Annotated in this window: 13 protein-coding genes; 9 read left to right on the forward strand and 4 right to left on the reverse strand. The window is 69.0% G+C overall.

From position 1 onward, the window contains the following. Positions 1–24: 24 nt before the first annotated feature. Together ASE56_RS05580 and ASE56_RS05585 are read left to right on the forward strand one after the other, a co-directional pair. On the forward strand, positions 25–1,596 hold the full coding sequence (locus ASE56_RS05580) for an amidohydrolase (protein ID WP_056226065.1): 1,572 nt from the start codon (positions 25–27) through the stop codon (positions 1,594–1,596). 32 nt (positions 1,597–1,628) lie between these two features. Continuing rightward, positions 1,629–2,984, forward strand: coding sequence for an APC family permease (locus tag ASE56_RS05585; protein ID WP_056226067.1), 1,356 nt, complete (start codon positions 1,629–1,631; stop codon positions 2,982–2,984). A gap of 111 nt (positions 2,985–3,095) precedes the next feature. On the opposite strand, the gene ASE56_RS05590 is transcribed toward ASE56_RS05585, so the two are convergent. After that, positions 3,096–3,902, reverse strand: a complete 807-nt coding sequence (locus ASE56_RS05590) for a DeoR/GlpR family DNA-binding transcription regulator (RefSeq protein ID WP_056226070.1) — start codon at positions 3,900–3,902, stop codon at positions 3,096–3,098. 233 nt (positions 3,903–4,135) lie between these two features. Between ASE56_RS05590 and ASE56_RS05595 the strand changes: the two genes are divergently transcribed. The 5 genes from ASE56_RS05595 to ASE56_RS05615 all read left to right on the forward strand — a co-directional run bounded on the left by ASE56_RS05595 (position 4,136) and on the right by ASE56_RS05615 (position 9,469). Further along, the gene (locus ASE56_RS05595) at positions 4,136–5,428 is read left to right on the forward strand and encodes a sugar ABC transporter substrate-binding protein (RefSeq protein ID WP_056226073.1); all 1,293 of its coding nucleotides are present in this window, start codon (positions 4,136–4,138) and stop codon (positions 5,426–5,428) included. Positions 5,429–5,501: 73 nt separating this feature from the next. After that, complete coding sequence (locus tag ASE56_RS05600; protein WP_056226076.1) at positions 5,502–6,431, forward strand: carbohydrate ABC transporter permease; 930 nt, start codon at positions 5,502–5,504, stop codon at positions 6,429–6,431. A 2-nt stretch (positions 6,432–6,433) separates the two neighbouring features. Continuing rightward, positions 6,434–7,306: a carbohydrate ABC transporter permease gene (locus ASE56_RS05605; RefSeq protein WP_056226079.1), complete on the forward strand. Its 873-nt coding sequence runs from the start codon at positions 6,434–6,436 to the stop codon at positions 7,304–7,306. A gap of 35 nt (positions 7,307–7,341) precedes the next feature. Then, positions 7,342–8,205 carry a ketose-bisphosphate aldolase gene (locus ASE56_RS05610; protein WP_056226082.1) on the forward strand — a complete coding sequence of 288 codons (864 nt, stop codon included), beginning with the start codon at positions 7,342–7,344 and terminating at the stop codon, positions 8,203–8,205. Between the two features lie 7 nt (positions 8,206–8,212). Beyond that, the gene (locus ASE56_RS05615; RefSeq protein ID WP_235556934.1) at positions 8,213–9,469 is read left to right on the forward strand and encodes an ADP-dependent glucokinase/phosphofructokinase; all 1,257 of its coding nucleotides are present in this window, start codon (positions 8,213–8,215) and stop codon (positions 9,467–9,469) included. A gap of 18 nt (positions 9,470–9,487) precedes the next feature. Here the strand turns inward: ASE56_RS05615 and ASE56_RS05620 are convergent, their stop codons facing one another. Together ASE56_RS05620 and ASE56_RS05625 are read right to left on the reverse strand one after the other, a co-directional pair. Continuing rightward, positions 9,488–10,591, reverse strand: coding sequence for an FUSC family protein (locus ASE56_RS05620; protein WP_056226085.1), 1,104 nt, complete (start codon positions 10,589–10,591; stop codon positions 9,488–9,490). Between the two features lie 102 nt (positions 10,592–10,693). After that, a complete protein-coding gene (locus tag ASE56_RS05625; protein ID WP_056226087.1) occupies positions 10,694–11,659 on the reverse strand; it encodes an alpha/beta fold hydrolase in 966 nt (321 codons plus the stop codon). Between the two features lie 78 nt (positions 11,660–11,737). On the opposite strand from ASE56_RS05625, the gene ASE56_RS05630 reads away from it, so the two are divergent. After that, complete coding sequence (locus tag ASE56_RS05630) at positions 11,738–11,977, forward strand: DUF3072 domain-containing protein (RefSeq protein WP_056226090.1); 240 nt, start codon at positions 11,738–11,740, stop codon at positions 11,975–11,977. A gap of 27 nt (positions 11,978–12,004) precedes the next feature. Here the strand turns inward: ASE56_RS05630 and ASE56_RS05635 are convergent, their stop codons facing one another. After that, positions 12,005–12,493: a MarR family winged helix-turn-helix transcriptional regulator gene (locus ASE56_RS05635; RefSeq protein WP_056226093.1), complete on the reverse strand. Its 489-nt coding sequence runs from the start codon at positions 12,491–12,493 to the stop codon at positions 12,005–12,007. Positions 12,494–12,628: 135 nt separating this feature from the next. Between ASE56_RS05635 and ASE56_RS05640 the strand changes: the two genes are divergently transcribed. Further along, positions 12,629–13,153: a MarR family winged helix-turn-helix transcriptional regulator gene (locus tag ASE56_RS05640; RefSeq protein ID WP_056226095.1), complete on the forward strand. Its 525-nt coding sequence runs from the start codon at positions 12,629–12,631 to the stop codon at positions 13,151–13,153. Positions 13,154–13,225: the final 72 nt, after the last annotated feature.

The following is a 13,225-nucleotide window of genomic DNA, read 5'->3' on the forward strand; positions in this document are numbered from 1 at the left end:
AGCGCAGGACACGAGGGAGTCTCCATGGCGATCGTCTTCACGGGCGGAACGATTCGAATCGACGGGCACGAAGCCGACGTCGATCGACTCGTCGTCGTCGACGGTGCGGTGGCCGAGGCTCGGCATCCGCTGCCCGACGACGCCGAGCACATCGACCTCGAGGGCGGGCTGCTGCTGCCCGCTTTCGGCGATGGTCACGCGCACCCGCTGCTCGCCGGTCGAGAGCGCACCGGCCCCGCCCTGCGCGACGCCGGCAGCGTCGACGAGATCGTCGAGCGCGTCCGCGCGTGGGGCGCACGCAGCGACGCCCCCTGGCTCATCGGCGGAAGCTACGACGCCACCGTCGCCCCCGGCGGGATGTTCGACGCGCGCTGGCTCGACGCGGCCGTTCCCGACCGCCCGGTCGTGCTGCACGCGTGGGATTACCACACCGCCTGGGTGAACACCGCCGCGCTGCGAGAAGCGGGAGTGGATGCCGACACTCCCGACCCCGAGCTCGGACGACTCGTGCGTCGAGCCGACGGATCCCCGTCGGGAACCCTCGTCGAGCGTCCGGCGATCGACCTGGTCCTCAACCGCGCCCCCCGCCCGTCGATGCGCGACGACGTCGAGGCGCTCGCCGCGGCCACCGAGGTCCTCGCCGCGCACGGAATCGCGTGGGTGCAGGAAGCGTGGACCGAGACGCACGACGTTCCGGCCTGGATCGCCGCGGCGCGGTCCGGTCGCCTACGGGTCGACGTCGATCTGGCCCTGCGGGCCGATCCGGCACGGTGGCCCGACCATCTCGACGAGCTCGTTCGGGTCGCGGCGATCGTCCGGGGCGAGCCCGGGCTCACCTGCCGCACGGTGAAGTTCTTCGTCGACGGCATCGTCGAGAACCGTACGGCCCACCTGCTCGAGTGCTACCACGACGCTCGAACACGGGGACTTCCCAACTGGGATCCCGATCAGCTCGTCGACGCGGTCGCCGCGTGCGACGCCGCCGGTTTCGATGTGCACCTGCACGCGATCGGCGACGCGGCCGTCCGCGCCGCGCTCGACGCCGCCGAGGGGATCCGCGAGAGCTTGCGCCGCGGTCGGCGGTTCACCATCGCGCACGCGCAGGTGATCGACCCCGTCGACCTGCCGCGGCTCGCCGACCTCGACGTGACGTTCTGCTTCCAACCGCAGTGGGCGATGGCCGACGCGGTCATGACCGAGTTGACGCTGCCGCGCCTCGGTCTTCACCGCGAGCGGCAGTACCGCATGCGCGCGGCACGCGCCGCGGGAGCCCGTCTCAGTTTCGGCAGCGACTGGCCCGTCACCTCACCCGACGTGCTGCTCGGCCTGCGCACCGCCGTCACTCGTCAAGACCCCGACGGTCAGCCGGCCGGGGGCTGGCAGCCCGACGAACGTCTCACCGTCTCCGAAGCCATCGACGCCGCCACGAGCGGCGTGGCCCACCAGGCCGGCGATCACGCCACCCGCGGGACTCTGCGTCCCGGCATGCGCGCCGACCTCGTCTGGCTCGACCGCGACGTGCGCCGCGGCCCCGCCGACCGCATCGCCGATGCCCGAATCCGGGGCACCTGGCGGCGTGGCATCCGCACCTTCTGAACCGCTCTTTCCGACCCCGAACAGGAAACCGCATGTCCTCATCCGACACCTCGCTGCGGCGAGTCATGGGAGTCCCCTCCCTCGTCGTCTTCGGCTTGGCGTACATGGTGCCCCTCACCGTGTTCACCACCTACGGCCTCGTCGCCGTCACGACCGGCGGTCACGTGCCGACGGCCTACCTCGTCACCCTCGTGGCGATGCTGTTCACCGCGTTCAGCTACGCCGCCCTCGTCAAGGCGTTCCCGCGCGCGGGCAGCGCCTACACGTACGCCCGGCGCGCGTTCGGCGGCACCGTCGGCTTCCTCACCGGCTGGTCGCTCATGATCGACTACCTGCTGCTCCCGCTCATCAACTACGTGCTGATGGGCATCTACCTCAACGCGCAGTTCCCCGGCATCCCGCCGTGGGTGTTCGCCCTCGCCGGTGTGCTGCTCATCACGGGTCTCAACATCGTCGGCATCACGGTCGTGCGGAACGCCAACCTCGTCCTGGTCGGCCTGCAGCTGGTGTTCGCGGCCGTCTTCGTCCTGTGCGCCGTGCTGCACGTCGCGCAGAACCCCGGCGTCTCGCTGCTGCAGCCGCTCTACGACGCGGGCCTCACCTTCCCGGGCCTGCTCGCGGGAGCCGCGATGCTCGCCCTGTCGTTCCTCGGTTTCGACGCGATCTCGACCCTCTCCGAAGAGGCCCGCGACGCCGAGCGCACCGTGCCCCGCGCGATCATCCTCACCACGGTCATCGGCGGACTCATCTTCACCGTGATCGCCTACGTGTCCACTCTGGTGATCCCGAACGTGGCCGACATCGAGAATCCGGATGCCGCGGCCAACCAGATCATGGAGGTCGCCGCCGGGCGCTGGCTCGAGGTCTTCTTCCTCGTCGCGTACATCGCCGGGTGCATCGCGGCGGCCCTCGCCTCGCAGGCGAGCGTCTCGCGCATCCTCTTCGCGATGGGGCGCGACGGCGTGCTGCCGCGCTTCTTCGCCCGACTGAGCCGGCGCTATCAGACGCCGATCGGTGCGGCGATCTTCGTCGGCGTGGTCTCGCTGGCCGCGCTCTTCGCCGACCTGAACACGGTGGCATCCCTCATCAGCTTCGGGGCCCTCGCCGCGTTCTCGCTCGTCAACCTGTCGGTGATCAAGCACTTCCTCGTCGACGAGCGTCGTCGGGGAGCAGCGGCCGTGCTGCGCTTCGGCGTGCTGCCCGCCCTCGGCTTCGCGCTCACCGCCTGGTTGTGGTTCAGCCTGTCGGCGCTGGCGCTCACGGTCGGTCTCGTGTGGATCGGCGTGGGCATCGTGTGGCTCGCGGTGCTGACCCGTGGGTTCCGCCGCCGCCCGCCCGAGGTGGAGTTCGACGACGAGGCACCCGCGCCGGAGCGCGTGGTCGCCTGACGGGAGGGGGCGAGGCCGGGTGCGGCCTCGCCCCCTGTTGCGAGGTGAACGCCGCGCAGACCGCGTCGGGGTCCGACGAGCTCCTTCGCGTAACCCCTGCACGCGTCCTGATCAGGGGGTCAGGACGGTCACTCCGGCGTCGGCGAGGGCGGCCGCCAGCTCGGGTGAGGGCTCGGCGTCGGTGATGAGGTAGTCGGCTTTCTCGAGCGGGGCGACCTGCGCGAAGAGGCGGCGGTCGAGCTTCGAGGAGTCGGCGAGGATGGCGGTGCGATCCGCACGCTGGATCATCTCGCTCATCATGGTGGCGTCGCCGAGGTTGCTCGTCGAGAAGCCCGATCCGTCGACGGCGCCGACGGCGATGAGCGCGTAGTCGCAGCGGATATCGACTTCGGGTGTGTGAGAGTTCATCGCCAGGGTCACCGGCCCCGTGGTCGCCTGGGTGATGGTGCGGACGGCGCCGCCGAAGATGTAGAGATCGCGGAAGACGCTGGGCGAGATCTCGGCGGGGATGCGCAGGTTGTTCGTCGCGATCGTCAGGTTGCGGTGGTTGCGCAGGGCACGGGCGACCGCGAGCGTCGTGGTCCCGGCGTTGAGCATCAGCACCGATCCGTCTTCGACGAGGTCGGCGGCCAGGGCGGCGATGCGCTCCTTCTCGGAGATCTGCATCTGCAGCCGCACGTCGAGTCCGCGATCGCGACCGGGTACCGACATCGCGCTCACGGCGCCGCCGTGGGTGCGGACGACGATCCCCTCGCGATCGAGCTGGTCGAGGTCGCGGCGGACGGTGTCGATCGAGACGCCGAAGTGCGAGGCGAGGTCGACGACGGTCACCTGACCTGATTCGGCGACGTACGCCGCGAGCTCGGCCTTGCGCCCGGCCGGGAGGCGCCGCTTGACCGTGGCTGTGGATGCGTCCATGCCGTCATCTCTAGCACAGCGGCGTTCGCCCGTCCTCAGATTTTGTGGAAAAGCCGCAAAGAACGGCACGGGTTCCGCGCTTTTTGCTGCCAGCCGCGCCGCTATGCGCTCGAATAATCACGAATGTGCATCGAACTCTTGCGAGACCCGGCAACGAAGCGCATACTCGTGCTGAAAGACGCAAGAACGCGCAGAACGGCGCGAAATGCGGCAGATCTCAACGAGGAGAAACGATGGACAACAGCGGGCGCCGGCGTCGGAACGCCATCAAGCTCGTCGGTGTCGCAGCAGCGGCCACGACCCTCCTGGCGATGGCGGGGTGCTCGTCGAACAGCTCGGGCACGTCCTCCGACGGGAACGTCACGATCGAGTTCGCCCAGTGGTGGGAGCCCGAGCTGGGAGACGGACAGTTCCGCGGGCTCATGGATCAGTTCGAAAAAGAGAACCCGGGCATCAAGGTCGACTTGGTGAGCGGACCCTACGCCTCGACCAAGGAACAGCTGTTCGCCGGGGCGGCATCGGGCACGATGCCCGACGTCGTCGGCCTCGACGGCGCATGGGTCAGCGACTTCGCCAAGCAGGGCGTCATCGCCGACCTCTCGAAGCTCATGAGCGACTCCGGCTACGACGAGAGCCAGCTCGCCAGCCAGATCAAGGTCGACGGCAGCACGTACATGATCCCGGTGGTCAATTTCGTCTACCCCATGTTCACGAACGACGGCCTGCTCGCCCAGGCCGGAGTGTCGGCGCCGCCGTCGACGCGGACCGAGTTCGCCGACGCGGCCAAGAAGATCACGGCCCTCGGCGGCGACGTGTCGGGCTGGGTGCTCCCGTTGTCGCTCGAAGCCCCCAACGGCGTGCAGAACGACGTCATGTCGTGGGTCTGGGCCTCGGGCGGCTCGATGCTCAAGGACGGCCAGCCCGACCTGACCAACAGTGACGTGTCCTCGGCCACCGACTTCATCCAGCAGATGTGGGATGACAAGGTCATCGCCCCGGGTTCCTTCACGATGAAGGAGCAGGACAAGGTCGAGGAGTTCACCAACGGTCGCGTCGGCATGATGATCGACTCGCTCGCGCACATCAACCTCATCCGTCAGTCCAACCCGGATCTCACCTTCTCGATCTCGGCGATCCCCGCCAAGGACGGGTTCACCGGCGAGCGCGGGATCCCCTACGCCTCGTGGGGCATTGGCGTCGCCGAGAACTCCGAGCACAAGGACGCCGCTTTCAAGCTGGTGCAGTTCCTGATGGGCAAGGACGTCAACAGCGAGCTGTCGACCATGGCTAAGGCCTTCCCGGGCAACACCGAGAGCGTGCCGACCTTCGTCGAAGACGACGCGTTGTTCAAGACCGCCTTCGACATCTACAAGAAGGGCTACCCGGCGAACGAGTTCACCGGTCTGCCCGTCGCAGAGGAACTGATGCGCCAGTTCGGCACGGAGTTCCAGTCGGCGCTCGACGGCCAGGAGTCGATGGGCGACGCCCTCAAGAAGACGCAGGACGAATGGACGTCGGAGTTCTGATCCGACCCCGAACCGGGATGCCGCACCGCCACCGCTCGCGGTGCGGCATCCCGCTCAGCGAAAGCCGCACCTCATGACCATGCGCACCCTCACACCCCCCGATACCGAGCTGATCGTCACCGGACGGCCCGCCTCGCGCCGCACCCGGCAGCTCCGCAAGGCCGGCGAGGCATACGTCTTCCTCTCGCCGACCCTCATCCTTCTCTTCGTCCTGATGATCGTCCCGATCGTCATGGTGATCGGGTACTCCTTCCAGGACAACGTGATCCTGAACAAGAGCCCCGACCTGGTGGGGGTCGACAACTACGTCGCGATCCTCACCGACCCGGGCTTCTGGAAGGCCACCGGCAACACCCTCTTCTTCACCCTCACGAGCGTCGCCGCGCACCTCGTGCTCGGGCTGTCGTTCGCCCTGCTGCTGAACAGCCGACTGATCGGCGCCGTCCCCCGGGCGATCTTCCGCGGCCTCTACGTCCTGCCGTGGCTGTTCACGGTGGCCGTGATCGCGGTGCTGTGGCGCATGCTGCTCGCCCCCAACGGCATCGTCAACTTCCTGCTGAACACGAACATCGAGTGGCTCGCCTCGCCGCAGCTCGCTCTCGGCACCGTCACCTTCATCAACATCTGGGCCGGCTACCCCTTCTTCATGGTGAGCCTGCTCGCGGGTCTCCAGGGCATTCCGAGCGATCTGTACGAGGCCGCCACCGTCGACGGCGCCAGCCCCGTCCAACGGTTCTGGAACGTCACCGTTCCGCAGCTGCGCCCGATCATCGTCAGCCTCGTGCTGCTCGACCTGATCTGGACCTCCCAGCAGTTCGCGCTCATCTGGCTGACCACGGGCGGCGGTCCGATCGACGTCACCGAGATGCTCAGCACTTTCACCTACAAGCTCGCGTTCGCGAAGTACGACTTCTCGATGGCCTCCACGTCGGCGGTGCTGGTCCTGGCGATGTCGATGATCGTCGCGGTGCTCTACGTCCGCCACCAGAAGGCGAGGGACTGACCATGGCCCTGACCACCCCCGCGCGCCCGCGCGCCACCCGCACGGCCACGCGCCGTCGCTTCGCCCAAGCCGGCGTGCTCGTCGGCCTGCTCATCGGCGCGGTGTTCGCCGCAGGTCCCGTGCTGTGGATGCTGTCGAGCTCGTTCAAGTCGAACACGCAGATCTTCGAGCTGCCGCCGCGGCTGATCACCGACACGTTCTCGTTCGACGCCTACATCTCGATCTTCACCAACCCCGAGACGGTGCGGTTCTTCATCAACAGCTACGTCGTGGCGGGGGCGGTGACGATCCTGACGCTGCTGGTCGCGATCCAGGCCGCCTACGCGTTCAGCCGCTTCGAGTTCCGCGGCAAGCGGATCGTCAACGTCATCATCGTCAGCGTCCAGGCGGTCCCGCCCATCACGCTGCTCATCCCGTACTTCGGCCTGATGGTCGGGCTCGGCCTCTACAACACCTATCCGGGCCTGATCTTCACGTACATGGTGTTCACGCTGCCCTACGCGATCATCATGATGACCGGGTACTTCAACACCCTCCCGAAGGAGCTCGACGAGGCGGTGCGCGTCGACGGCGCCGGCTCCTTCACGGCCCTGTGGCGCGTGCTCGTGCCGATCTCGATCCCGGGCATCGTCTCGGTGGGCATCTACACGTTCATGATCGCGTGGAACGAGTTCCTCTTCGCCCTGACCCTCACGCGCACCATCGACATGCGCACGGTGCCCATCGGCATCCAGTTGCTCATGGGCCAGCACTCCTACGAGTGGAACCAGATCATGGCGATGAGCATCCTCGGCTCGATCCCGGTGCTGGTGCTCTTCCTCTTCTTCCAACGCTTCTTCATCAGCGGCCTCACGGCCGGCTCGGTGAAGAGCTGACCGCCGCCTACCCAACCCCGAACAAGGAGTCATCCGTGCTTTACACCGGCAAGTCCATCCTCGACGTCGCCAACGCCCACAGCTTCGCCATCCCGGCCTTCAACATCAGCGACTGGGCGATGTTCACCGGGATCATGGACATCAGCGAGGAGAAGAACGCTCCGGTCATCATCGCCATCCACCCCGACGAGGTCTCGCACATCACCACCGACCTGATCCCGGCGATGCACGCCCGCGCGCACCGCTCGAGCGTGCCCGTGGCCATCCACTGGGACCACGGCGGAACGTACGAGCAGATCATCACCGCGATCAAGGCCGGCTTCACCTCGGTCATGATCGACGCCTCGCTCGAGCCGTTCGAGCAGAACGTGGCGCTCACCCGCAAGGTCGTCGAGGCCGCCCACGCCGTCGGCGTGCAGGTCGAGGGGGAGCTCGGAACCATCGGCGCGAACGACAGCTACGGAGAGTCGGGCGCGGCCGAGATCATCTACACCAACGTCGACGACGCGGTGCGCTTCGTCGAGCAGACCGGGGTCGACAGCCTCGCCATCGCCATCGGCACCTCGCACGGGCTCTACCCGGCCGAGAAGAACCCCGAGCTGCGCCACGACCTGCTCGAGCAGATCAAGGCGGCCGTCGGCATCCCGCTCGTGCTGCACGGCGGCTCGAGCAACCCCGACGCCGAGCTCGCCCGCGCGGTGTCGCTCGGCATCAACAAGATCAACATCTCGAGCGACATCAAGGTGGCGTACCACGACCGCATGCGCGAGGTGCTCGGCACCGATCGTCGTCTGCGCGAGCCCAACGCCATCCAGCCCGAGTGCATCGCGGCGATGAAGGTCACGGCCGCTGAGAAGATCGACCTGTTCGGCGCCGCCGGCAAGGCCGACCTCTACTGATCGGACGGTGATCGACGACATGGCGGAAGACCTCGTCCTCGGACTCGGCGGCACCGTCGACTACGAGATCCGGTGGGATGCCGAGGTGCTCACGGCCCTGGCTGCGCAGCACGGCATCCGTCTCGACGAGTTGACCACCACGACGCCGATCATCGACGAGCGCGCGCTCGTCGTCACGGTGCTCGCCTTCCTCGCCACGGGCGGGGGAGGCGAGCGCTTCGTGCTGTCATCGGAGATCGTCGAGACCTTCGCGGCGCACTTCGACAAGACCATCACCCTCGGCGGGACCGGGGTGCGGGCGGGCATCGCCCTCGATCGCATCGGCGTGCCCACCGTGCAGCACCTCGTGAGCATCGACGACACCGTGCGGCGCCTGCTTCCGGCCTCGATGAGCATCGTCTCGTCGGCCACGCGAGACACCCTCGATCCGCACCTCATCGTGCAGTATCCCGCGGGCACCACGGTGCGCCTCGTCGACGGGGCGGTGACGGCGCAGGCGTCGAACCGCCTGATCTTCGCCAACGACGCCCCCAACCGCGAGATGGCCATCGCCCCCGATCTGGGCGACGCCCTCGAGGGGGCTGCGGCGTTCCTCGTCTCGGGGTTCAACACGATGCAGGACGCCGACCTGCTCGAGGCCCGGCTCGACGATCTCGTCTCGGCGATGAGACGCCTGCCCGCCGATGCTCTCGTCTATTACGAGGACGCGGGCTTCTACCACCGCGAGCTCGCCGCCCGGGTGCGCGCGCGGCTCCTCGAGCGCATCGACGTGTACGGCATGAACGAGGACGAGCTGCAGGAGTACCTGGGGCGACCCGTCGACCTGCTCTCGCCCGACGATGTCGTCGCCGCCCTCGTCGAGGTGCACGCGCTCATTCCGGCGCGGACGCTAGTCGTGCACACGACCTTCTGGGCGATCGCGGTCGGCCCCTCGGCGGCCCGGCACGCGGCGGGACTCGAGAGCGCCGTGCGCACCGCGGCGACGCGCTACCGGCTCGGCGACTCCTGTACCGCCGCCGATCTCGAGGTCACCGCCCGGTCGCCCCGTCATGCGGGCGGTGCGGCGGTCGTCGAAGCCGCGCGGCAGCGCAGCGGAGCGGTCGGGATTGCGGCCTACGTCGTCGACACCGCGCAGCCCACCACGATCGGTCTGGGGGACACCTTCGTCGGCGGGTTCCTCGCCGCGGTCCCCGCGGCTGCGCGCCGTGCGACAGCCGTCGCCCTCGACCGCGCGCTGGATGCGGTGACCGGACGCGTGGGCTGATCCGGACGGAGATGGACGTCACCGCGCCGCGGTGTCGGCATCCGGATCCGAGAACGGTCCGCACGCCGCGATGACGCGGCGCAGACTCACGGCGGCCTCCCACGCGTCGAGCGGTTCGTCCTGCGCGTCGAGGGAGCGCAGGCTCTCGGTGTAGCGGGTCAGGGCGGTCTCCGCCGCGCGCAGCTCGCCGGCGGTCGCCTGCGGCTCGGGCGGCGTGGTGACCAGGCGGGACACCGTCTCGATCGCATCGGCGAGGAGGCGTCGCGCGTCGCCGGGCAGGCGGGTGTCGACGTCGGGGCCCGCGGTGAGCCGCGCCAGAGCGGCTGCGAGCTCGCGGGTCGCGTCGGCCGTGCCCGTCAAGGCGTCGAGTCGTCGCCGACCCAGGTCGCGCGGCGTCTTCAACCGTCGCCCGCGCGGGTTGTATCGGCGACTCTCGTCGGCGAGATCGACCTCCTCCCGCACCTCGACGAGGGTCCCCTCGAGGTCGGCGGCGGCCCGGTCCGCGGCCTCGGGGTCGAAGGAGCGTCCCGCGAGCGACGACGACATGGCACGGAGGACCTCGCCGAGCGCGTCCCGCAGCCGGCTCAGCCGGTCGTCGGCCTTCTTGACGCGCAGCGGCGGGACCACGACGAGGTTGACCACGACGCCGACCACGACACCGAAAGCCATCGTCACCAGATACGACACCGAGTATCCGTCGGGATCGGCGCCGCCGAGCAGCAGGACGAAGAGACCGGCGATCGCCACCCAGTCCCGCCCGACGCCCAGGGCCCGCACGCCCGCGAGCAGTACTCCGATCAAGATGACGAGGGCGACGGCGACGATACGGGGCAGACCCGTGCCCACGACGGCGAGGCTGCCCAGTCCCAACCCGATGCCGAGCGCGAGACCGATCACGGCCTGCGCGCCGCTCGACGCGGAACGCGCGACCGTCGGATACATGCTCACGAGCACCCCGAGCGGGGCGTAGTACGAGTACTCGCTCTGCGCGAAGGGCACGAGAGGGGCGAGGTACCACGCCAGAGCGGCGGCAGCGGCCGTCTTGGCGGCGAGCAGCAGGCGATCGGCGGTGACAGCGTCGGACCACCATCGGCGCGGGTCGAGGGAGGAGGGAACGGTCATGAGCGGGTGGTGCGCGGGCGAGTCGACACCCTTCCATGCTCCGCGTCGGCCTCGCCGTCGTCGCGGGGGTTGCCCCGGGGGACTCCCCGGGTTAGCGCCGTCTCAGCGGCCCGGACGGTAGGCGTCCCACAGCACGCGGGCATGACGCGCTTTCGCCCGCTCGACGCCGTCCTCGTCGTGGCGGGCCGCGCTGATCCATTCCGCCAGACGACTCAACATGGCGCCGAGCACCATTCGCAGGTCGGAGTGCGCGGCGGGCGGCACGGCGGCCTCGGCCGCCGACATCCGTCCTTTCGGGGGGAGCTCGTCGTCGGCGTGCCGGAGGGCGAGACGCGCCACCCCCACGGCGTGGCTGTTCACGACGCAGTGCGCGGCTCCCTCGATCTCCCACCGGCGTGCGCGATGCGCGCGGGCGACGAGGCGGGAGTGCAGGCGGCGCGGTGAGGGGCGATCGAACTCGCCGCGGATGAGCAGCAGAGTCGCCCGGCCCTCACCGATGCGGTCGGAGATGCGGTAGCGCAACATATGGGGCAGGGCTTCGAAGAAGTAGAGGAAACCGCACAGGAGGTATGCCGAGACCGCCAGGAGGGCGATGTGCAGCGACTCCCGCACCGTCGACTGGACGAATCGCACGCCCTGGATGATCGCGGTGGACTCCGCTTCGTCGACGACGGGGCTCACCAGCACCGCGTGCGAGAGGTCGGGACGCCGCGCCAGCACCTCGGTGACCACCTGCGTCCCCATCGAGTGTCCGATGAGTACCGGATTCTCGAGACCGTAGTGGTCGAGCACTCCCTCGACCTGGTCGGCGAAGTACGCGGCGGTGGGGGATTCCCCGGATGCCGGGACCCCGCCGAAACCCGGGAGATCGAGGGCGTAGACCTCGCCCTTCTCGGCGAGCAGCGGTGCGAGGAACTCGAAGTAGGTCGACGCGACGCCGATACCGGCGATGAGGACGAACGGGCGCCCGGTCCCCGAGCCCGTCGAGACACGCGTCACCCGGGTCTGTGAGGGCCCCCGGCGGAGCGTGTCGACGTCGACGTCGGCGGGTCGCGAGTCCTCGGGCATCCGACCAGAATGCCCTACCCGGCTGAGCGTCCTGTCAATCCCGGCCCCAGTGTCGTCGGCCCCGCCTAGCCTTCCTGCATGAGCGATACCTCCCGCGAAGAAGAGACCCTGGGTGCCGTCCGCGAGGGCGACAACCCCGCCGAGAAGGACCCGTCCGACTGGGTGACCGGCGACGAGCCCATGACCGCCCCGCAGCGCAGCTACCTCGACACCCTCGCCCGTGAAGCCGGCGAGGAGATCCCCGCCGACCTGACGAAGGCGGAGGCGTCGGAGCAGATCGATCGCCTGCAGAACGAGACCGGTCGCTCCACCGAGTGACCCTCGAGGCGTCCCGGCTCCTGCTCGTCAGGACGCGCGGGGCGCCTCTTCGTCTGCCGATATGTCGTCGATGTCCTGCTTCTCACCGCGAGCGATGTCGTCGAGGAAGTCGGCGACGATCCGCCGTTCGGCGGGGCCGAGTCGCCCGGCGGCCGCGGCGGCCGACGCGCTGCGCACCGACAGCACGCGGCGGGCGGGGGAGTCGGCGGGAATCGTCTCGCGGACGACGATCGAGCGCCGATCACCCGGGTATGGCTCTCGTTCCACCCACCCCGCGTCGGCGAGTCGGTCGATCAGCGCCGTCGTGGCCGCCGACGAGATGCTCAGCATCGAGGCGAGGATGCGAGGGGTGACCGGCTCGTCGTCGGCGGAGCGCTGGAGGAGGAAGCGCAGCACCTTCGCGTCGTTCGGGCCGATGCCCAGGGAGTGCAGCGCGGCGCGCTCGGAGGCGACACCGGAATCGGTGAGGTCGTTGAGAGCCTTGACGACGTCGTCGGCGGAAGCCGCGTCTTTCATCTCTCCTCCTCGCGTTCCTCGGTGAGCTACTGTCTTTCACGCCGATCAAGTAGATAGCCGTTCTAGTTAGATGCTACCTGTCCTTCCCGTGCACCGGCAGGGGGCTGGACGCGGAGCCTGACATAGGATGCCCTGGTGGAAACAGGGTCCGAGTCGCGCTACTGGTACGGCGCGAGCGAAGAGGATCGCCGCCGTCGAGCGGTCGAAGTCCTCCAAGCCTTCCGCGTGTACCGCGCCGCCGAGGTCGCCATGCGGCGTCGCACGCGCGAGTCGATGTCCATGGGCGAGAACGAGCTGCTCGTGCTTCGCTACCTCATCAAAGCGGCGGGGCAGCAGCGTCAGGTCTCGCCGAGCGAGCTCACCCGTTACCTCGGGGTGTCCACGGCATCCACGACCGCGATCGTGGACCGCCTCGAGAAGACCGGTCACGTCACCCGCGTGCCGCACCCGACCGATCGTCGGAGCATCTACATCGTGGCCACGGCCGTGAGCGACGAAGAGGTGCGCGCGACTCTGGGGTCGATGCACACGCGCATGATGGCGGCGGTCGTCGATATGACCCCCGAAGAGAGCGCTGCGGTGATCGCCTGCCTCGGTCGGCTCCAGGATGCCGTCGACCAGGTCGACCCGCACCCGGTCGACGCCGAAGCCGCGCACTGAGCACGCGCCGAGCGCGCCCGCGCCCTCCGTCGTGACGGCCGAGCGCGCAGGTCGGGCGTGAGAGCATGGGGT

Source organism: Microbacterium sp. Leaf203 (genome assembly GCF_001421275.1).
GTDB lineage: Bacteria > Actinomycetota > Actinomycetes > Actinomycetales > Microbacteriaceae > Microbacterium > Microbacterium testaceum_A.